The organism is Blautia sp. SF-50, assembly GCF_900101315.1.
Taxonomy (GTDB): Bacteria; Bacillota; Clostridia; order Lachnospirales; family Lachnospiraceae; genus Blautia_A; species Blautia_A fusiformis.
This window is the reverse complement of the sequence record NZ_FMUW01000004.1, coordinates 122,697-144,089: the sequence shown is the minus strand read 5'-3', so window position 1 is coordinate 144,089 and position 21,393 is coordinate 122,697. Positions and strand designations below refer to the sequence as shown.

20 protein-coding genes and 1 pseudogene are annotated in these 21,393 nt (G+C 45.4%); 7 read left to right on the top strand and 14 right to left on the bottom strand.

The window, feature by feature from the left end:
• Positions 1-117: 117 nt before the first annotated feature.
• Complete coding sequence (locus tag BLP57_RS04150) at positions 118-792, bottom strand: response regulator transcription factor (RefSeq protein WP_021652293.1); 675 nt, start codon at positions 790-792, stop codon at positions 118-120.
• A gap of 180 nt (positions 793-972) precedes the next feature.
• Here BLP57_RS04150 and BLP57_RS04145 point away from each other — a divergent pair, with 180 nt between their 5' ends.
• Positions 973-1,905 (top strand): diacylglycerol/lipid kinase family protein, encoded by a 933-nt coding sequence (locus BLP57_RS04145; RefSeq protein WP_015527017.1) that lies wholly within the window; start codon positions 973-975, stop codon positions 1,903-1,905.
• Positions 1,906-1,978: 73 nt separating this feature from the next.
• On the top strand, positions 1,979-2,668 hold the full coding sequence (locus BLP57_RS04140) for a phosphatase PAP2 family protein (protein WP_021652290.1): 690 nt from the start codon (positions 1,979-1,981) through the stop codon (positions 2,666-2,668).
• A gap of 24 nt (positions 2,669-2,692) precedes the next feature.
• Here BLP57_RS04140 and BLP57_RS04135 read toward each other — a convergent pair whose 3' ends face one another.
• Genes BLP57_RS04135 through sfsA form a run of 3 tightly spaced genes read right to left on the bottom strand, consistent with a single transcriptional unit; the run spans position 2,693 to position 5,454 of the window.
• A complete protein-coding gene (locus BLP57_RS04135; protein WP_015527016.1) occupies positions 2,693-3,709 on the bottom strand; it encodes a glycosyltransferase family 2 protein in 1,017 nt (338 codons plus the stop codon).
• Positions 3,706-4,761: an A/G-specific adenine glycosylase gene (gene mutY, locus BLP57_RS04130; RefSeq protein WP_015527015.1), complete on the bottom strand. Its 1,056-nt coding sequence runs from the start codon at positions 4,759-4,761 to the stop codon at positions 3,706-3,708. The genes BLP57_RS04135 and mutY overlap by 4 nt, the downstream gene beginning before the upstream one ends.
• A 12-nt stretch (positions 4,762-4,773) precedes the next feature.
• Positions 4,774-5,454, bottom strand: coding sequence for a DNA/RNA nuclease SfsA (sfsA, locus tag BLP57_RS04125; protein WP_015527014.1), 681 nt, complete (start codon positions 5,452-5,454; stop codon positions 4,774-4,776).
• 303 nt (positions 5,455-5,757) lie between these two features.
• Here sfsA and BLP57_RS04120 point away from each other — a divergent pair, with 303 nt between their 5' ends.
• Both BLP57_RS04120 and BLP57_RS04115 read left to right on the top strand, forming a co-directional pair.
• Positions 5,758-6,378, top strand: coding sequence for an HAD family hydrolase (locus tag BLP57_RS04120; RefSeq protein WP_015527013.1), 621 nt, complete (start codon positions 5,758-5,760; stop codon positions 6,376-6,378).
• Between the two features lie 2 nt (positions 6,379-6,380).
• A complete protein-coding gene (locus tag BLP57_RS04115; protein ID WP_139148823.1) occupies positions 6,381-7,739 on the top strand; it encodes an MATE family efflux transporter in 1,359 nt (452 codons plus the stop codon).
• A 106-nt stretch (positions 7,740-7,845) separates the two neighbouring features.
• On the opposite strand, the gene BLP57_RS04110 is transcribed toward BLP57_RS04115, so the two are convergent.
• From BLP57_RS04110 to BLP57_RS04080, 7 genes are all read right to left on the bottom strand, one after another.
• Positions 7,846-8,145: a DUF3784 domain-containing protein gene (locus tag BLP57_RS04110; RefSeq protein WP_015527011.1), complete on the bottom strand. Its 300-nt coding sequence runs from the start codon at positions 8,143-8,145 to the stop codon at positions 7,846-7,848.
• Between the two features lie 82 nt (positions 8,146-8,227).
• Positions 8,228-9,862, bottom strand: a complete 1,635-nt coding sequence (locus tag BLP57_RS04105; RefSeq protein ID WP_021652284.1) for a L,D-transpeptidase family protein — start codon at positions 9,860-9,862, stop codon at positions 8,228-8,230.
• 127 nt (positions 9,863-9,989) lie between these two features.
• The gene (locus BLP57_RS04100; protein ID WP_092069591.1) at positions 9,990-11,342 is read right to left on the bottom strand and encodes an MATE family efflux transporter; all 1,353 of its coding nucleotides are present in this window, start codon (positions 11,340-11,342) and stop codon (positions 9,990-9,992) included.
• Between the two features lie 257 nt (positions 11,343-11,599).
• Positions 11,600-13,141: a 2,3-bisphosphoglycerate-independent phosphoglycerate mutase gene (gene gpmI, locus BLP57_RS04095; RefSeq protein WP_059085365.1), complete on the bottom strand. Its 1,542-nt coding sequence runs from the start codon at positions 13,139-13,141 to the stop codon at positions 11,600-11,602.
• Positions 13,142-13,352: 211 nt separating this feature from the next.
• Positions 13,353-14,648: a homoserine dehydrogenase gene (locus tag BLP57_RS04090; RefSeq protein WP_092069668.1), complete on the bottom strand. Its 1,296-nt coding sequence runs from the start codon at positions 14,646-14,648 to the stop codon at positions 13,353-13,355.
• A 53-nt stretch (positions 14,649-14,701) separates the two neighbouring features.
• Positions 14,702-15,820 (bottom strand): Mbeg1-like protein, encoded by a 1,119-nt coding sequence (locus BLP57_RS04085; protein WP_021652281.1) that lies wholly within the window; start codon positions 15,818-15,820, stop codon positions 14,702-14,704.
• Positions 15,821-16,003: 183 nt separating this feature from the next.
• Complete coding sequence (locus BLP57_RS04080; RefSeq protein WP_021652279.1) at positions 16,004-16,225, bottom strand: hypothetical protein; 222 nt, start codon at positions 16,223-16,225, stop codon at positions 16,004-16,006.
• Between the two features lie 101 nt (positions 16,226-16,326).
• Here BLP57_RS04080 and BLP57_RS04075 point away from each other — a divergent pair, with 101 nt between their 5' ends.
• Entirely contained in the window at positions 16,327-16,605 is a 279-nt protein-coding gene (locus tag BLP57_RS04075) for a helix-turn-helix domain-containing protein (RefSeq protein ID WP_092069588.1), read from the top strand.
• Between the two features lie 115 nt (positions 16,606-16,720).
• Here the strand turns inward: BLP57_RS04075 and tpiA are convergent, their stop codons facing one another.
• The 3 genes from tpiA to gap form a co-directional block, all read right to left on the bottom strand.
• A complete protein-coding gene (gene tpiA / locus BLP57_RS04070; RefSeq protein WP_021977259.1) occupies positions 16,721-17,470 on the bottom strand; it encodes a triose-phosphate isomerase in 750 nt (249 codons plus the stop codon).
• Between the two features lie 44 nt (positions 17,471-17,514).
• Positions 17,515-18,711, bottom strand: a complete 1,197-nt coding sequence (locus BLP57_RS04065) for a phosphoglycerate kinase (RefSeq protein WP_015527000.1) — start codon at positions 18,709-18,711, stop codon at positions 17,515-17,517.
• A gap of 185 nt (positions 18,712-18,896) precedes the next feature.
• The gene (gene gap, locus BLP57_RS04060; protein WP_021652276.1) at positions 18,897-19,916 is read right to left on the bottom strand and encodes a type I glyceraldehyde-3-phosphate dehydrogenase; all 1,020 of its coding nucleotides are present in this window, start codon (positions 19,914-19,916) and stop codon (positions 18,897-18,899) included.
• A gap of 305 nt (positions 19,917-20,221) precedes the next feature.
• Between gap and BLP57_RS04055 the strand changes: the two genes are divergently transcribed.
• Together BLP57_RS04055 and BLP57_RS17775 are read left to right on the top strand one after the other, a co-directional pair.
• The gene (locus BLP57_RS04055) at positions 20,222-21,040 is read left to right on the top strand and encodes a histidinol-phosphatase HisJ family protein (RefSeq protein ID WP_092069585.1); all 819 of its coding nucleotides are present in this window, start codon (positions 20,222-20,224) and stop codon (positions 21,038-21,040) included.
• Positions 21,041-21,115: 75 nt separating this feature from the next.
• Positions 21,116-21,393: pseudogene (locus BLP57_RS17775) on the top strand (amylosucrase); the annotation flags it as partial.

Sequence of the window (21,393 nt, the reverse complement as noted above, 5' to 3'; positions counted from 1 at the left end):
TCCTAATGGCTCCGGGGTTCAACTATTATAGCATGAAAAAAGCACTTCGTCCAGAAAAGGGCCGAAGCCTTTTTCCGTCGAAATGCTCTTTACTTTCATATTACTCTCAGCAGCTGTTCATGCACATTTTCCACTGATCTTATAGCCCACTCCACGAACTGTTTCCACCAGATCTCCTGCCGGGCCAAGCTTCTGGCGAAGGGTACGGATATGTACATCTACGGTTCTGCTCTCCCCGTCGAATTCATATCCCCAGATCTGATTTAAAAGCTGTGTTCTGGAAAGAACCGTACCACTGTTTTTCAAAAGGAGACAAAGCATCTCGTATTCTTTCAGTGTCAGATTCACAGGCTCCTGATCAACAGTTACCTCATGTCTTCCCGGACATACATAAAGATTTTCCATACGATACTCCTCTGCGCCATTGTCCTCTGATCTCCGAAGAAGGGCACGTACCCTGGAGATCAGTTCCATCATGCGGAACGGCTTCGGAATGTAATCATCTGCACCGCTGTCCAGACCTACCACGGTATCAAACTCACTTCCTTTTGCAGTAAGCATGATCACCGGAAGTTTCCGCACATCCGGACGGATACGGATTTTTTTTAAAATAGACAGTCCGTCTTCCTCCGGAAGCATAATGTCCAGAAGCACCAGTGAAGGCAGTTCTTTTTCCAGCGCTTTCCAGAAAAGTGATGGCCGTTCAAAACCCTGTGCCTCCAGACCCTGACTGTTTAATGTATATACAACAAGTTCACGGATACTTTCATCATCTTCCACAAGATATATCATAATTTTCCTCCAGCTTCATTTTTCATCTGATACGTGCAAGTATAAAGTGCATTCGTAAAATCCAACATAGAAAAAAGGTTAAGTTTATGTAAAATATAGAAATCCTTAAGAAATTTTAATTTGTAAAAGCCGAACGTCAATGTTATGATAAAGCAGAGAGTTGTTTGGAGGTTTTTTATTATGTATTCTTTTATTGTGAATCCCAATTCAAGATCCGGTGAGGGACGTAATGTCTGGAACCGGCTTCGCAGCATCATGGAAAGTCAGGGGATCTCATATCAGTATTTTCTCACAGAATATGTGGGACACGCCACAGTACTGGCACGAAGGATCAGTACTGCCGGAACACCGGAGGACCCGGTAACTCTGGTAACAGTAGGCGGTGACGGCACTATTTACGAAGTACTTACCGGGATCATTGATCTGTCTTCGGTTGTTTTCGGATTTATCCCGGTCGGGTCCGGCAACGATTTCTGCCGCAGTATGGGCCTGCCCTTTGATCCTTTTGAAGCGCTTCGCTCTATTCTTGAGAACAGACGGACCATTTTCATGGATGTTCCTGTTCTCCACCTTGGCAGCCATTCCTACCGTTTCGGCATCAGTGCAGGAATGGGCTACGATGCGGCAATCTGTCAGGAAGTCCTGATCACACCTGGCAAAAAATTTCTCAACCGTCTCCATATGGGTAAACTCATCTACCTTATGGTGGCACTGAAGCAATTTCTCTTCCTTACTCCGTCCCCGGTCACGATAACACTTGACGGGAACAAGCCACAAACCTTCAGCAGGACTTGGTTTGCGGCTGTAATGAACCAGAAATATGAAGGCGGAGGCTTTAAATTCTGTCCAAACGCCAGTCCGGAGGATGGTTTACTGGATGTGATCGTTATTGAAGGAATCTCCAAGCTGAAAATGCTGTTCTGCCTGCCGAGCGCTCTCTGGGGAAAACATACCCGCATTCGCGGTGTACATATTTTACAGTGCAGGAACGTACATATTACAAGTGACCATTCCCTTCCTGTGCATAAAGACGGAGAATCCGGCGGAATCCAGCGTGAATTTTCTGTGACCATTGAAAAGAAACCTTTAAAAATCATAATGCCTGTGTTATAGTAGCAGGTAGATACTTAACAAAAAAGAAGCTTAAGGCTGACATCAGCCATACCTCAAGAAAAGGAGCGGCAAAATGTTGAGTAAAATAAAAAAATACAGGCACGGTTTTATCATAGCAATCTATTTCGTTGCCTATCTTATCCTGTTTGGATATCTGGAGCAGCGGCCTGTACGAGCCTACCATGTTGTACATACTGTTTTTGATGATATGATCCCGTTCTGCGAGATTTTTATTATTCCGTACCTTTTATGGTTTCCATATGTGGTAATAACGGTTGTGTATTTCCTGTTTCGCAATAAGAATAAAAAGGAATATTTCCAGCTGATCTTCAACCTGATGATGGGAATGACGGTTTTCCTTGTTGTTTCCTACATCTATCCGAACGTTCAGTATCTCCGCCCTGCGGTATTCCCCAGAAGCAACATCTTTACACGACTGGTGGCCGAGCTCTATCGGACAGATACTCCCACCAACATCCTGCCAAGTATCCATGTATTTAATTCCCTGGCTGTTTATTTTGCCATTCATCACTGCCAGGCACTGAAAGACAGGAAATGGCTTCAGCGAGGAGCCCTGATCCTTTCTGTTCTGATCATCCTGTCCACCATGTTTATCAAGCAGCACTCCGTGATCGATGTATGTCTTGGTACCACACTGGCACTGTTCGGACATCTCCTGTTCTATCCACAGAGAGTGGAGGATTACGAGGAACAGCGCTCCCTATCTCATATGCGCAAGAAGAAACCGGAACAGAATTTATAAAAAAAGCCCCGTTGGGGGCTTTTTTTAATTAAATCCATAAAACTTCTGACAGATCTTATAGGCTGCCACAAACATCTTTCTTCCACCTTTTCCGGGAAGATTGGACACTCTTCCGAAGAGACTTCTCCGAAGCTTCCGGTACAGTCCCATATTCTGGTTTTTGATGTAATCCTGCAGCTCCTGTTTTTTATCCAGGCATTCCTGCGTTGCAGCTCTTACCAGCATGATCGAAGAAACGGTTGTGATGATATCCAGATAGCTGAACATATAAGCACGAAGTCTGCGGTTGCTCACATTAGCCTTCAGATAGGCGTCCACCATCAGTTTGTTTACACGGATCTGCTGATCGATACGCTTGATCATCACTTTCTCATTGACAGACTGATCATCTCTTCCAATAAAATATCGATAGAAATTTACATCCAAATAATAGAGATTTTTTACATAGGGAAGCGGCTCAAACGCAAACAGGTTATCTACGTAGAACGTATGCTTCGGAAGCTCCATTCCACAGTCATGGAGAAGTTTTGTACGGTATATCATGGAATGCATAAGGAGATACTGGCCTTTTTTCATGTGGCGTACCTCATCCCATCCGAAAATCTGGTTTGTCGGAAAACAGTGTCTGTACTGCATGATCTTTTTGCGGGTAGCTCCCTGCTTCTCATAAACGAAATTACTGATGAGAAGATCCACGGTCTCAGCCCCACGTGTCAGTTCATAAAGTGTTTTCAGGACCTCATAGTAGGCGTCCTGATTTACCCAGTCATCACTGTCCACAACCTTGAAATAAAGTCCTGTTGCGTTTTTGATCCCTGTGTTGACTGCCTGTCCATGGCCGCCATTTTCCTGATGTATGGCTTTTACGATAGTTGGATATTTCTCGGCATAATCATCTGCGATCTCGGCAGTACGGTCACTGGAGCCATCATCTACAATGATGATCTCCACTTCCTCTCCTCCGATCAGCAGGGAATTGATGCATTTTGACATATAAGCCTCTGAATTATAGCATGGTATTGCTACGCTCAAAAGTTTCATGAGTTTTCCTCCTTCATATATCTGGTGTATGCGCGAAACGCAGATGGTATTGCATATTTTTTATCGGATTCTCTCTTATCCACAAACAGGAACTCCCCCTGCGGTGCTTCTTCCAGAGAGGATACAGCGATACGATAAGCACACATCCTCCATTCAATATGGGAAAAAATATGCTTCGCATCCGGCAGTGCTTCGATCCGCAGTGGTTCCAGCCCCATGGCTTTTACCCGGGCAAGTGCCGCCTTCTCCGTCAGATGTCCTTCCACATTTGGAAGCTCATAAAGGCCTGCCAGAAGTCCTGTATCCGGACGTTTACGGATCGCTGTACCTGCTCCATCCTGGATCACAAGGACCGTTCGCTGTTCTATGGTGCGGGCTTTCTTCGGTGCTTTTACGGGAAGTTCTTCTACAGTTCCATGCTTTCTGGCAAGGCAAAAATGCCCCAGCGGGCATTCTTCGCACTTTGCTGCTCCGTTTGGAACACAGACTACAGCTCCCAGCTCCATCATAGCCTGGTTGAAATCCCCTGGTCTGTCCTCAGACATCTGCTCTGTAAGATCATTTTCCACCGATTTCCGTACAGACTGTTTCATGATATCTCCACGGTTTTCGGTGAGTCTTGCGTATACCCGCAGCACATTTCCATCTACTGCAGGGACTTTCTTTCCGTAGGCAATGGACGCAATGGCACCTGCCGTATATCTTCCTATTCCTTTTAACGAGAGAAGTGTCTCAAAATCCTCAGGGATCCTGCCTCCATATTCTTCCATGACCTGAACAGCCGCTTTCTGCATGTTGCGGACACGGCTGTAATAGCCAAGGCCTTCCCACAGCTTGATGATCCTCTCTTCCGGTGCCGCCGCAAGGGCTGCTACATCCGGAAGTTCCTGGATAAAGCGCTGAAAATAAGGTTTCACCGCTTCCACTCGGGTCTGCTGGAGCATGATCTCAGATACCCAGGTATAATAGGCATTGTCTTTATCTCTCCAGGGCAGGAGCCTTTTGTTTTTATCGTACCATTTCAGAAGGGGTTCTGCAATGTTTTCAGGCATATCATTTCCTTTCTATAATCTTACCGGTATCGGATCACAGATCTTCATGGAATCTTCCGTGACGGCACAGTCATAGGCCAGGATGTGAACACCGGCATCTGCTGCCGCCTTAAGTGTTTCTCCAAATTCCGGATGTGTCTCCCGATTTGGTTCAAAATACCTTACACCCTTCATCTGGATCACCAGAAGAAGATACGCCTCATAGCCGTCAGTTGCTGCATGCATCAGCTCACAAAGATGCTTGATCCCCCGTTCTGTAGGTGCGTCCGGAAAGCGCACGATATTATTTTCTTCCAGAGTGACGCCTTTTACCTCGATAAAAGCCTTTCGCTTCCCGGATTCCACATACAGGTCAAAACGGGAATTTCCGTATGTCTTTTCTCTCCTGACAGTCACTTTCTCCGGAAAAAGATTTCCGGCCGCCACCCACTCTTCTGCTGCTTTATTTGGGGCCTGGGAATCCATATTGATCCAGCGGCCCTCCTTGTTCACACTGATCAGATCGTATTTCGTTTTCCTGGCAGGATTATCACTCTTTTCCAGGATCACTTCTGCTTCCGGAACAAGAAGTTCCCGGCATCTGCCTGTATTCTTCACATGGACCGTTTCCAGCTGATCCCCGATCTGCACATGAGCGATAAAACGGTTAGGCCTGTCTTTGAATATACCTCTGATCGTATTCTTATAATTCATAGTTTTTCCCTCGTAACCCTTACTATAACATAAAATCTTCAAAAGCGCAGTTGCTTTTTTTTCTTTTCTCATATAGAATTATTTTGATAACTGTTCACTGGTAATATTCCGCGAGGTGTTTTTTGTGAGCGAAGGTCACAGAAAACCCGAGACATACCGCGCGAATTTATGCGATTAGCATAAATTCTGTGCATCGCGAAGCGTATTGCTGAGAACGGAGTGAACAGTAACTTGTTTTGTACTATGTCCAGTACAAAGGGTTGCTTTTTTTACATATCATAGTTTTTTGGGGAGGTTTTTCTGATGGACAGTATTATTTTTGATGTTGACGGTACGCTCTGGGATTCCACCGGGATCGTAGCTGAGGCCTGGAGTGATTACCTTATCCATACGGAGCACATGGATACCGATGTAAGCGCCAAACGACTGATGGGGCTTTTTGGCCAGCTGCTGCCGGATATTGCAAAGGCTCTTTTCCCTGAGCTTCCGGAAGCAGAACAGCTTCGTATCATCGACGGCTGCTGCCAGGCAGAGCACGAGGCACTGCTTCGCAAATGTGCTCCGTTGTATCCGGATCTTGAGGAAACACTGAAGATTCTTTCCAGCCGTTTTCCTCTTTTTATCGTCAGTAACTGCCAGGCCGGATATATTGAAGTGTTCCTGAAATCCACAGGCTTCGGACACTATTTCAAGGGCCATCTCTGTCCCGGCGACACCGGCATGGCCAAAGCGGAAAATATCATGAAGATCCGCGAGGATAATAATCTTTCCGATCCGGTTTATATCGGTGATACTTTAGGAGACTTTAATGCCTGCCGGAAAGCAGGAGTTCCTTTTATCTTTGCTGAATACGGCTTCGGGCAGGTGGATAAACCGGATTACCGGATCACCAGGCCTTTTGACCTTACGGAGATATGCAGATGAGTATGAAAAAATCAAAATCCATAGACCTTACTTCCGGTCCGATCCTGAAAACGCTTTCAGAGCTTGCTCTTCCTATCATGGCATCTTCCCTTCTTGGAACTGCCTATAATATCACAGATATGGCCTGGATCGGGCTTCTGGGCTCCAAGGCAGTTGCCGGTGTCGGTGTGGGCGGCATGTATGTGTGGCTTTCCCAGGGACTGGTAGCCCTTCCGAGAATGGGCGGACAGGTAAACACAGCACAGTCCTGCGGCCGGAAGGATTATAAAGAGGCACGTTCCTACGCGGCCAGTGCCCTGCAGATGACCATTCTGTTCGGTCTTTTATTTTCTGCAGCAAGTATTATATTTCTTGATCCTCTGATCGGATTTTTTAATCTGACAGACCCGGAAGCATATTCTTCTGCCAGATCTTATATGCTGATCACCTGCGGACTGATCATTTTTTCCTTCCTGAACCTGACTCTCACCGGACTTTTTACAGCCCAGGGAGATTCCAGGTCTCCGCTGATGGCCAATTTTCTTGGACTTGTGGGAAATATGCTCCTGGATCCGCTCCTGATCCTTGGCATTGGACCTTTTCCACGGCTTGAAACGGCAGGTGCTGCCATTGCCACAGTAACTGCACAGTTCCTGGTTTTTGCAGTGCTGGTTTTCCGGATCTTTACTTCCGGGCTGGAAACAAATGTACTTCGTGAACTTCATCTTTTTTCACGTTTTCCGAGAAAATTTTATAAAAATATCTTCCGCATTGGTTTTCCAACCGCTATCCAGAGCATGCTCTACTGTATGATCTCCATGGTACTGACCAGAATGGTTTCCGCCTTCGGTGCTGCTGCCATTGCTGTCCAGCGTGTGGGCGGACAGATCGAATCCGTTTCCTGGAACACCGCGGACGGCTTTGCCTCTGCCTTAAATGCTTTTACCGCACAGAATTTCGGTGCAAAAAAATACGACCGCATCCGCCAGGGCTACCGTATTTCCTTTGGTATCCTGACAATCTGGGGCCTTATCATAACTGCAGCCTTTGTGCTGCTCCCACGCCCGATCTCCGGACTGTTTTTCCATGATCCGGAATCCCTTGGGATTTCTGTAAATTACCTGATCATCATCGGCTTCTGTGAGGCTTTCATGGCCATTGAGCTGATGACCATCGGTGCACTGTCCGGCCTTGGTATGACCAAGCTCTGCAGTATCATCAGTATTATCCTGACAGGGGCCAGAATCCCGCTTGCCATGCTGCTGACTCATGCGGGAATGGGACTCAATGGTATCTGGTGGGCACTTTCCCTTACTTCTATCGTAAAGGGAATCATCTTTACTCTGACATTCCGGCAGACCAGCCGAACGAAATTAAACTAAATACAGACAGAAAAACTCCCCGCGGATACCGGAGCCTGATCAGACAGGTTACCGTTTCACGGGGAGTTCTGCTTTTTTACCTAAAGGATAGTTCTGATACTTCTGATCATTTTTTGATACATTTTGTTCTGAGTACAAACAGAAATACCGCAAGTATCACAAACAGAATTACTACATAGGCGATCTTTGCTGCTACACTTGTGGTGAATGCGTCAACTCCTGTAGCCACTCCGATAAGTATCAGACAGATTCCTGAAACCTTTTCCATTTTTTTCTCATCATACTTCTGGGCTCTGGCCTGTGTGTTTCCGCCTTTCATAAAAAAGGAACCGTGTCCGGTAAAAAGCATAAATCCTACTACCAGTGCTGCGATTGTAAGTATAAAGCTGAATGACTGATCAAACATAATGTTTTCCTCCTGCTAAAGAACAGGAGCCACACACCGGATCACCGGCTGGCTCCTGTTTGTTTTTTGACTACAGATCCGATCAATAGAAACAGACGATCGGAACATTATACTGGATAATGTTGTAAAGCTCTCCCGCTTTATCCGGCGGCATATTGATACAGCCGTGGGAACCTCCGGTTAGATACCGATCGCCTCCAAAATACGGCTGCCAGTCTGCATCATGGAATCCAATGCCTCCGTTAAACGGCATCCAGTAGGTTACCGGCTGTTCATAGGAATAGGTTCCGTCTGGTTTCTTGGTGCCACGTAACACATCCGGGCTCTTCTTATAGTACAAGGTGAAGATTCCAGGAGGTGTTTTTCTCTTGGGATCACTTGCAAGTCCGGATACGATATCTGATTCAAAGATCACATTTCCATCCTGATAATACCACATATACTGTTCTGTAAGGTCCACTTCAATGTAGGTATTTCCCAGATCATTCACACCATAGGAATTGGCTCTCATGGAATAAACCGGCTCTCTGGTCGTCTGAGCTCCGGACTGGATCTCCTGGGTAAGCTGTGCCACCTCTCCGTCCTGATCGATCTTCCAGCCATATGCAGAACCGGAAACCGAAACAGTTCTTCCGCTTGTTGTCTGGAACTGACGCTCTGTACCTACTGTATCATGATCCGCTGCAAGCTGTGCCACATAATCCACGATATGCTGTTTGAAGGATGCATCATCCTGGATCAGCTGGCCCTTTTCGTCAAACTGCAGCCAGTTCTTGATGGTGCTTCCATCAAGTGTTACTGTCTCATCTCCAAATGTGTAGGTGATGCTTGCCCTCGCAAAGTTATTATATGCATCCACCGTTGCCTGCAGATCTGCACTGTCGCTGGTCACATCTGCTTTCACATAAGCATCCGGGTTACTGCCAAGATCTACTTCCCCGTCATCGCTGCTGATAGCATCACTGATCATCTGATAGGCTTCTTTTACCTTCAGTTCACTTCCCACTGTCTCCGGCACGATCGTAAACTCGGAATCATTAAAGCTTACATACGCATTCTCCGGTGCTACCTGATTCTCTTTCTGGGCACAGTTCAGTGCTTTCACTTCTGACTCCAGCTTTGACTTGTCAAAAGCTGTCTGCTCACTGGCTGTGTAAGTCGTCTTTTCAAAAAATCCTCTCACCCATTCATAGGGCTTCTGCGCTTTCAAAAGCTTCAGAACTTCACCACTGGATATATAACGATAACTGATATCCGTTCCTTCTATCGTCTGCGGTTCCTGATCTCTGGCCTTTACCTGGATGGAATAGCCTTCCATTTTTTTTGCGATCTCCTGCTCAACCTCATATGCAGTCCTGTTGGAGCTGTCGATCCCGTTAATCGTTGTGCCCTCAAAGAAATGACTGGTATAATAATAAGATACTCCTGCATATGCACAGCCTGCCACTACCAAAACCATGGCGGCGATCATTCCGGTCACCTTCAGTGCCTTATGCTTTTTCTTTTCGGGTATAACAATAGGTTCAAATTCAGATTCATCGATAGGTACGTAGGTGATCTTCCTTGGCCTTGCTGATTTCGAAGGTCGTGCCGACTTGTGAGCAGCTGATCTGTTATTTTTATTTTCAGGCTGAGGCTCTCCTGCAGTATCACTGACGATCTTTGCCATGGCATCATTGATCCTGTCCTCGATATCCCTCTTTTCATCGTTGCTCATATTTATTCACCTCTATGTTCATGTGCCTTCAAAAAAGGCATCTTTCCATTGATACTTTCTGGTCTTACTCACCAGCTTTTTCATTATATCATACTTTCCGGAAATTGCATCTCATTTCACGGTTTTTTTATAACTTATTTGTACCGTACAGCTTCCGCGCCATATCTTTCATAACATAGAAATACATTACCCAAAGGAGCACTGACGCAAAGATCCAGGCCACCGGACTTGCAAGACAGGTACCGATATAGCTGCTTTTTCCGGCTGCAACGGTAGCGGTGATCCCTCTTCCTGCAAGCTCAGCCACACCGGCCATCATAGGAAGAAGACCATATCCCATTCCCTGGATCCCGTTTCGCAGTACATTGACAAAATACAGAGGAATAAAAAACAGTGCCACACATTTTACATAGATTGCTACCATAGGAAGCACTTCTTTAATGTTATCTGAGATAAACAGATATGCGAAATATTTTCCCGCAAAGAACAGAAAACTGCCAACAACAACAGAATATACAATTCCTATAAAATGCGAAGCCCGGAAGCCTTCCCGCACTCTCTCAAGCTTTCCGGCTCCGATATTCTGTGCATTGTAGGTAGCGCTGGCAGTTCCCTGTGCCACATATGCCTGGGTGAAGATCTGCTCGATCTTACTTCCTGCTGTAAACGCCGCCACCGCATAAGAGCCAAGCATATTTAAGGCTGACTGTACCATCATGGTTCCGATCGCCGTAATGGAATACTGCAGTCCCATTGGGATTCCCACACCGATCTGCTTGGCTGCGAGGTTACGTCTAAAATACCAGTCTTCTTTTTTCATACGGAGCTCCGGCACAAACTTCCAGATATATACCAGACATAAGACTCCTGAAACTCCCTGGGAAATAATGGTAGCCCAGGCTGCTCCAGGTGCTCCCAGCTTAAACACGATGATAAATACAAGGTCAAGCACAATATTCAGCATTGCAGATAAGATCAGAAAATACAGTGGTACCTTACTGTTTCCCAGTGCACGGAGGATACTGGCCAGGATATTATATAATGCCTGGGCAAAAATCCCTCCGCAGATGATCATAACGTAAGCATATGCATCCTTGAAAATATCATCCGGCGTATGCATAAATTTCAGAAGTGCATGCATACCTGTCATGCTGACTGCTGTCATCACTGCCGAGACCAGCGCTGTCAGGATCAGTGCATTTCCCACGGTCTGACGCATCTCATCCATTTTTCCCGCACCGTACTTCTGTGCAGTCAGTACGGTAAAACCGGCAGTAAGTCCCAGAAGAAAGCCTATGATCAAAAAGATGATAGTTCCTGTTGAGCCAACTGCCGCCAGTGCCTTTGTTCCTACAAATTTTCCTACAACCACCGCATCTACCATATTGTAGAACTGCTGAAATACATTACCAATAAATACCGGGATCGTAAATCCCAGGAGCACTTTTACCGGTTTTCCCTGTGTCATGTCTGTTTTCATGAAATCTTTTTTCCCCCCATTTAATTTGATCGTTCATAAACTTTGTGCTGCTTTTTGTTATTCTTTTTATTATTCTTTCTGTAACTTTACAGTTGCTCAAAAGTTACCTGTTTTTATGTATCAGAGGGATTATAGTTGAAATGGAATGATTTTACAAGATGATTTTGAAAATTTTTTTCATGTGTGGAAACAGAAACAATCGGATGAAAAAATCCCGGCAGATCCGTAAAAATCTGCCGGGATTCCGTGAAGCTTATTTATTTCTCAACAAGAAGAGACTCTCCTGTCATTTCCTTCGGCTGCTCCATACCCATAAGCTGGATCAGAGTCGGAACGATATCTGCAAGACATCCGTTCTCACGAAGTGTGTATTTCGGATCTGCGTTTACAAGGATAAACGGTACCGGGTTCGTTGTATGAGCTGTCCACGGCTCACCTGTTTCATAATTTACAAGCTGCTCTGCGTTACCATGGTCAGCGCAGATAAAGAGCTGTCCGTCAACCTCTTTGATCGCCTCTACAGCCTTACCAACACACGCATCAACAGTCTCAACAGCCTTGATCGCAGCTGCCTCAACACCTGTATGGCCAACCATATCCGGGTTCGCAAAGTTGATGATGATCACATCATATTTGTCAGATTTGATCGCCTCTACAAGCTTTTCACAAACCTCCGGTGCACTCATCTCCGGCTGCATATCGTAAGTCGGAACCTTCGGGGATTTTACAAGGATTCTGTCCTCTCCTTTGTTTGGTTCCTCAACACCACCGTTGAAGAAGAATGTAACATGTGCATATTTCTCTGTCTCGGCGATACGTGCCTGTGTCATATCGTGAGCTGCAAGGTACTCACCAAAGGTATTGTGAAGAAGAACCTTGTGGAATGCTACCAGCTTATTCTGGATGGTATCATCATACTCTGTGAAGCATACGAATGTGGTATCCAGTCTCTTTGCTCTCTCAAAGCCCTTAAAATCGTCATCACAGAAAGCTCTTGTGATCTCTCTTGCACGGTCCGGACGGAAGTTGAAGAATACAACGGAATCCTTATCGGAAATAGTTGCAACCGGTTTGCCGTCCTTCTCGATAACAGTCGGAAGCACAAATTCATCTGTCTTGTCATCATCATAGGAAGCCTGAACTGCTGCTGCAGCATCTGTTCCCTTTACGCCTTCGCCCTGTGTAAGAGCTTTATATGCAAGCTCAACACGATCCCAGCGGTTATCACGATCCATTGCATAATAACGTCCGGAGATCACACCGATCTCACCAACGCCGATCTCTTTCATTTTAGCTTCCAGCTGCTCTACAAACTCTTTACCGGATGCAGGCGGTGTGTCACGTCCATCCAGGAAGCAGTGTACGTAAACTTTCTTGAGTCCCTCTCTCTTTGCCATCTCAAGAAGTCCGTAGAGATGTGTATTGTGGCTGTGTACTCCACCGTCAGAAAGAAGTCCCATAAAATGGATCGCGGAATCGTTGTCTTTTGCATTCTTCATAGCAGTAAGAAGTGCCTCATTCTTGAAGAAATCGCCGTCCTGGATCTCTTTTGTGATCCTTGTAAGCTCCTGGTATACGATACGGCCTGCGCCCATGTTCATATGACCAACCTCGGAGTTACCCATCTGTCCGTCCGGAAGACCTACCGCAAGACCGCTGGCATTGCCTTTTACAAACGGATAATCTTTCATGAGTCCGTCCATAACCGGTGTTTTTGCCTCATATACAGCATTTCCGTCATGTCTGTCATTGAGTCCGTATCCATCAAGGATCATTAAAACTGTTGGTTTTTTGCTCATAATTTTCCCCTTCTTATCTTTGATCGAAAATCTGTCCGGCACAGCTCTTCACTGATTCTGAAACCCTCTGTACCATTCAGGATTCTTTTGTTTTCCATTTTATATAGTACCAAAATCCAGAAATTTTGCAACGTTTTCTTTGACAAAAATTTGTCTGTTTTCAATTTCCTGACAACTGATACGGCTGATCTGTAAATTTACGCGAAAGATATTATTTCTGGTATACACGGATCATAGAAGAAATCTTTCTTACAGATGCGCTGTTTTCCAGTTCTTCCTTAACCTTAAAGAAAGCGCCCTCGCTTACAAGTTTGGTGATCACAACAACCTCTGCGGTATCCGGTCTCTTGCTTTCTTTCTGCATGATCTGTGCCACGCTTGCCTGATATTTTGCAAAATGCTCCAGGATTTCAGCCAGCACACCGCAGCGGTCCTCTACCTGCAGGCGGAGGAAATAACGGTTATGGGTATCTGCCATATCTTTTACCGGAAGTGTCTTATAGCAGGTGCAGCCTACTCTTCCGCAGCAATCTGCCTTCATATTACGGACTACCTCAAATACATCACCGGCAACCGCACTTGCTGTAGGAAGCTCACCTGCTCCACGTCCGTAGAACATGGTATCTCCTACTGCATCTCCGTGTACAAAAACCGCATTATAAGAATCATTGACGGATGCAAGGGGATGCTCTGCCGGGATCAGCATCGGGCAGACATAGGCCTCAACGCCGTCCTCCTGACAGCGTGCAACACCCAGAAGCTTGATCTCGCAACCCATTTCTTTTGCGTAACGGATATCCTTTGCCGTGATCTTTGTGATTCCTTCTATATGAACATTATCAAGGGTAACTCTGGAATTAAAGGCAACTGATGCAAGGATGGCAACCTTTCTTCCAGCATCAATTCCCTCGATATCTGCAGTAGGATCTGCCTCTGCATATCCAAGTTCTGTAGCAAGAGCAAGAGCATCTGAAAATTCCATTCCCTCCTGGGACATCTTGGTAAGGATAAAGTTCGTAGTTCCGTTTACGATTCCCATAACTTCCGTTACATGGTTGGCCTCAAGACTGTTCTTCAACGGGCTGATGATCGGGATTCCTCCGGCAACTGCTGCCTCAAACAGAAAATCCTTCTGCGCTGCCCTGGCAGTTTCCAGGATCTCTTTTCCGTGGACTGCGATCAGATCCTTGTTTGCAGTTACAACGTTCTTGCCGACTTTCAGTGCTGCAAGGATATAAGTACGTGCCGGCTCGATCCCGCCGATCAGCTCGATCACAATATCAATGGAAGGATCTCCCTCAATATCTGCCCAGTCTGTTGTAAGAACAGAAGGATCGTCTACCTTCCCGGACGCTTTCTCTAGGTTACGCACCAGGATCTTTGTGATCTTTACCTGGCATCCAAGCTTGGCTGTCATTTCCTGCTCCTGGCTTTTGATCACTTTATATACACCGGTTCCTACTGTTCCGAGACCAAGAAGGGCCGCATTTACGACTTTTTCGCTCATTTTCTGATGTCCCCTTTCCGTTTTTTCCAATTTTTATCAGAGTAACTCCTATGTTATGGCAGAAAACGCTTTTTGTCAAGTTCCGGCAGAGGAAGTAATTCCAGCCAGCTGCCAAAAAGTCCGGTGATCAGTTCCTGCACCATAGCTTTTGACTGTGGATCCAGTTTATCCAGCTGGCGCACCATGGCAGCCAGACTTTTCAGACCACCTTCCTGGATTTGGGAAATGGTATCTGCTCCGGTTGCTTCCAACACAGAAAAGAGTTCCCCGATGAGATGCTCTCTCTGTTTTTCATCCATATGGTCGATCCATTTATGAAGACTTCGATCTGACGCCGCAGCTCTTCTTGTCAAACTTTCTTTCTCTATAAAGGATGGCCCCATTACCTCCCAGGTAAAAGCATCATGCTGCAGGATCCCCTTCTGTGTACTGGCTACGATCCGCGGATCTTTCTGGTGGCTGAGCAGCATACCGATCACAGATGCCTCGGGAATGATACGAGTGACTTTTGGCAAAACCCTTTCCACTCTTCCGGGACTGAAAAATCCTTCCGGGAAACCCGGGCCATCATTATCATAGACAGAAAGAAGCTTTTCCTGCAGGATGTCACTGCACTGCATCGCTGCATACATAGCCAGATTTCCTCCTTTGGAATGACCGCCGATCCGCAGCATGGACTGTATATAAGTTCCATGCGTTTCCAGATATCCCAACGCCTTTCTGTGCGAAGGAACAACTCCGTTGCTTAAGTTAAAATCCTCCTTCCATCCCACAATGGTATCATCGGTTCCCCGAAAGGAAATATATGTGGTTCCATCATCCAGTCCTATAGTCACTGCCGCAAACTGCTGAGCCTGACTGGAAAGGATTTCATTGACAAAGCCTCCTACTGTACATTTCCGGAATCTCTCCGCACAGGCCATTTTTTCAAGGAGCACCGGTGTATTCTGCAGAAAGGCGCTTTCTGCTTTCAGATCCTTCTTCATTTCCCGTCTGGAAAAAGCCGCAAAGAGTTCTTCTACAGAAAGAGTATTTCCGTTTTTTACTTCTGCCCTCTCATCCAGATCAAGATAGGAAAAACACGCCAGTATCAGATTGTCAACTTCATTAAAGGGTGACTGCTCAAAGGTAAGATCTCCTCTCCAGTCAAGATAATCCAGAATATTCCCCATAAAATCCTCCGCAAATGATCATATAAGCGTCTTACGCACAGCTACAGGCTTTCTTTCTATTATAATACGTAACGGCTGCATCACAACACAGCCATCTGATGCGTTTCTGCCGTTATCAGATAACCGTTTTCTGAAACGACATACCCTGCCAGATATTTATTGTTATCATACCATAAATCCTGATCATTTGCTCCTTTCATCCATTTTTTTTCTGAGATAAAGGATGTAATGAATGCAGCCGCAGGTAAAAGCCGGAAACAGTATCGACAGGCCTGCTGCTGACATCATATAGATCACTGCCCCTTTTCCGTCATCCGGTGTTCCTGCCACAAAGCAGTAGAACATGGTAGCTGAAAAATACAGTGTGATCACCACTGAAATTAAGATTTTAAAAAACTTCCTCATTGCTTCTCCTTTCTGTAGTGTCGATATAAGGACACTGTTGTGATTCCAATTTTACCTTCATAATAAGATTAATTCAAGGATGAATCGGACAGGATATATATATGATAAAATATGACAGATTTTGGGTCACGATGAAGAAGCGTGGGATCACTCAGTATGATCTTTATGAACATTATCAGATCACCCGTTCACTTCTGGACAGACTTCGAAAAAATAAAAATGTTGAAATTTATACCATAGACAGGCTGTGTTCCATTCTCCACTGCGAGATCGAGGACATTGTGGAACACGTTCCCGAGCCTGACGAAAGGAACGAACATACAGAAAAAGCTTCAGAGAAAAACAATCCTTACTCTGAAGATAAGAAAAACTCTCTCTGACTGTGATCAGATGCAGCTTTTTTGTTAGCTGTGCTATCCGTGTCAGGGAGAGTTTTTCTGATTTTTTTATAAAAAGATATAAAAAAAGGGGCCGAAGCCCCTTTTTAAGTGAATCTTATTTGTAGTTTACGATCTTTCCGAAATCTGGTTTCAGGGAAGCGCCACCTACAAGACCGCCATCGATGTCAGCCTGAGCGAATAAGTCAGGAGCTGTTGCAGCGTTTACAGATCCGCCGTACTGGATACGGATCTCTGCTGCTGTAGCATCATCATAGATCTCAGCGATGCATTTACGGATATCAGCGCAAACTTCCTGAGCCTGCTCTGTTGTAGCTGTCTTACCTGTTCCGATAGCCCAGATCGGCTCGTAAGCGATAACTGCTGTCTTAGCCTGATCAGCTGTAACACCCTGGAATCCAACCTTAACCTGCTGACGGATGAAGTCCATTGTTACGCCCTGCTCTCTCTGAGTAAGTGTCTCACCACAGCACATGATCGGTGTGATGCCATGCTCGAAAGCTTTGAGCATTTTTTTGTTAACGTCCTCGTTTGTCTCACCGAAGTACTCTCTTCTCTCGGAGTGTCCAAGTACAACGTACTTAACGCCTGCATCTACGAGCATAGCCGGAGCGATCTCACCTGTGTAAGCGCCTTTCTCCTCGAAGTACATGTTCTCAGCACCAACCTGGATGTTAGAACCTTTAGCTGCCTCAACAACAGGGATGATGTCGATAGCCGGTACGCAGAATACTACGTCAACTTCATCGTTAACAACAAGCGGTTTTAAAGTCTCAACAAGCTTTACAGCCTCGCTTGGTGTCATGTTCATTTTCCAGTTTCCAGCAATGATTTTCTTTCTTGCCATGGTTTTATCTCCTTTTTTGTGTTCTTGGAACACTTTATTTTTTATCAGTCTTTATCGTTAGCTGCTGCTACACCCGGAAGCTCTTTTCCCTCAAGGAACTCAAGAGAAGCACCGCCGCCTGTGGAGATGTGTGTCATCTTGTCGCCATATCCGAGGATATTTACAGCTGCTGCAGAATCACCGCCACCGATGATCGTTGTTGCATCTGTCTCAGCAAGAGCTTTGGCAACTGCTTCTGTACCATGAGCGAAGTTCGGCATCTCGAAGCATCCCATCGGTCCGTTCCATACAACAGTCTTGGCATCTTTTACAGCGTCTGCAAAAAGCTTCTCAGTCTCCGGTCCGATATCCATTCCTTCCCATCCGTCCGGAATCTCACCACGTTTTACAACCTGGATGTTGCAGTCGTTGGAGAAGTTATCACCGATTCTGTTATCTACAGGAAGAAGAAGCTTCACGCCCTTCTCCTCTGCTTTCTTCATCATGTCAAGAGCATACTGAAGGTAATCATCCTCGCAGAGGGATGTTCCGATATGTCCGCCCATAGCCTTGGAGAATGTATAGGACATACCACCACCGATGATCAGTGTATCTACCTTGTCAAGAAGGTTGTTGATTACAGAGATCTTGCTGGAAACCTTAGCACCGCCAAGAATTGCTACGAATGGTCTCTCCGGATTGTTTACAGCGTTTCCAAGAAAATCGATCTCTTTCTGCATCAGATATCCTACAACTGCTGTTTTTACATATTTGGTAACACCTACGTTAGAGCAGTGAGCTCTGTGAGCAGTTCCGAATGCATCATTTACAAATACATCACAGAGGGAAGCAAGATCTTCGCTGAACTTGTCTTCGTTCTTTGTCTCTTCTGCACGATAACGTGTGTTCTCAAGAAGAACTACATCGCCATCTTTCATCTCTGCTACAGCAGCTTTTGCGTTCGGTCCTACTACCTCAGGATCTGCTGCAAATTTTACTTCCTGGCCAAGAAGCTCAGAAAGACGAACTGCTACAGGTGCAAGAGAAAGCTCCGGTTTCGGCTCTCCCTTCGGTTTTCCAAGGTGGGAGCAAAGGATAACCTTTCCGCCGTCTGCGATCAGTTTCTTGATTGTAGGAAGAGCAGCTACAAGACGGTTCTCATCTGTGATCTTTCCATCCTGAAGCGGAACATTGAAGTCGCATCTTACAAGTACTTTCTGTCCTTTTACATTGATATCGTCAACACTTTTTTTGTTCAGCATCTCTATATCTCCTTAACTTTTATTTCTGCAAAAGCAGATGAATAAGGGCGAGCGGTATTGTTGTCCGCTCTGTTAACAGTCATTCCTCAGACATTTTTTTGTTTGGTCTTTTGGAAAAAAAGGGCCCGGTCCTCTTCAGACCGGACCCTTTCTGAGTCTATTCTTCTACACCCGTTCGCAGAAAATTAAGCGTTCAGAAGTTTTCCGAAGTGCTTGATTGTACGAACCATCTGGCTTGTGTAGGAGTTCTCGTTGTCATACCAGGAAACTACCTGAACCTCTGTTGTGCCATTCTCAAGTGGAAGTACCATTGTCTGAGTAGCATCGAAGAGGGAACCAAATCTCATACCAACGATATCGCTGGATACGATCTCATCCTCGTTGTATCCGAAGGACTCATTGGAAGCTGCTTTCATAGCTGCGTTGATCTGCTCTTTAGTAACGTTTCCTTCAACTACTGCTGTAAGGATTGTTGTAGAACCTGTTGGGGTAGGTACACGCTGTGCAGAACCGATAAGTTTGCCGTTAAGCTCTGGGATAACAAGTCCGATAGCTTTAGCAGCACCTGTGCTGTTCGGAACGATGTTAACTGCAGCTGCACGGGATCTTCTCAGATCGCCTTTTCTCTGCGGTCCGTCAAGTGTCATCTGATCGCCTGTGTAAGCGTGGATTGTGCACATGATACCGGATTTGATCGGTGCAAGATCGTTAAGAGCCTTAGCCATTGGTGCAAGGCAGTTTGTTGTACAGGAAGCTGCGGAGATGATCTTGTCCTCGTTTGTAAGACCCTGATGGTTTACGTTGTAAACGATTGTCTTAAGGTCGTTTCCAGCCGGAGCGGAAATAACTACGTGCTTAGCACCTGCATCGATATGAGCCTGAGCTTTGTCTTTGGATGTGTAGAAACCTGTGCACTCAAGAACTACGTCTACACCGATCTCTCCCCATGGAAGCTCTGCAGCGTTAGCCTTAGCATAGATTTTGATCTCTTTTCCGTCTACTGTGATGGAATCCTCGCCTGCTGTTACTTTATCAGCAAGAGCATATCTTCCCTGTGTAGAATCATATTTTAATAAGTGAGCAAGCATCTTAGGAGATGTAAGATCGTTGATTGCTACGATCTCAAATCCTTCTGCTCCAAACATCTGACGGAATGCAAGACGACCGATACGTCCAAAACCATTAATTGCAACTTTTACTGCCATGATAAATTCCTCCTATGAATTGAATGGTGATTTAAATCGTTCCTTTGTTAAAGAAACATCAACCTGTTTCATATTGTACCTAATTCCAAACAAAAATTCAAGAGCTATTTATAAAAAAGAACATTAAAATAAATATTAAGAAAATTTCTGAAAAATGTGCTATAATTCTCTGATAGAAAGTTCTGTCCTGCTGATTCCCAAAACGGATATCTATATTCCCGCTGGGAGTTTGACTTTCCCGGATTCATAACAGGCAGATACGATCATTGTCACAGAATATAAAGGCTTGAATATGGAGGTACAAAATGGACCAGAAAATTTTATGGGACTGCCATATGCACTCCTCTTTTTCCGCAGATTCCGATACGCCGATGGAAGAAATGATCCAGACTGCCGCAGACCAGGGTCTCACGGGAATCTGTTTTACTGAACATTTTGATCCGGATTATCCCGATACTCCGGAAAATCTTGATTTTTTCCTGAATATCCCTGCATACCGCCAGAAACTTGAGAGTCTTGCGGATGCTTTTAAAGACCAGATCCAGGTTAACTTCGGGATCGAGCTTGGACTTCAGCCTCAGCTTGCAGAATCTTTTTCCGATCTTCTGAAAGAAGTTCCCTTTGATTTCGTTATCGGTTCCTCCCATGTGGTGCACGGATACGATCCTTATTATCCTTCTTATTTTGAGGGCCGTAAGGAATCCGCATGCTACATGGAATATTTTGAATCCATCCTGGAAAATATCGCTGCTTTTGACGAGATGGATGTGTACGGACATATCGACTATGTAGTACGTTATGGTCCAAATCAGAACCGTCAGTATTCTTATGGAAGATATAAGGAGATCCTGGACGAGATCCTGCGGACATTGATCCGCAAAAATGTGGGAATCGAGCTGAACACAGGCGGTTATCACTACGGGCTTGGTGAACCGAATCCATGTGTCAATATTATCCGACGTTACCGTGAGCTTGGCGGTGAGATCATCACCATCGGTGCAGATGCCCATACTCCGGATAAGATCGGCTATGCTTTTGACAAGGCGGCTGATGTTCTCCGTGAATGTGGTTTTTCCTATTATGCTGTATTTAAAAACCGCCGTCCTGTTTTTCATAAGCTGTAGCTCTGTTTCTCTCTCCAGTGAGAGAGTTTACATTTTTATACCGAAAATATCATTTTATCTAAGGAGGAATTCTATATGTCAACAAAAAGACTCCAGAAAAAGAAAGCTGCCATGCAGGCAAAAAAAGAAAAGCAGCTGAAAAAAAATACCTCTGCTGCCGGCACCAGTTCCAGTGTTGCCAAATCTGTTGAAAATGCTAAAGCCGAAGTGAAAAAACTTGAAACCGTAAAGAAGGAAACGCTTAAAGTCGAAACCTCAAAAACCGAACCGATCAAAGTCGAGACTTCCAAGACCGAGCCGATCAAGGTCGAGACTTCCAAGACCGAACCGATCAAGGTCGAGACTTCCAAGAC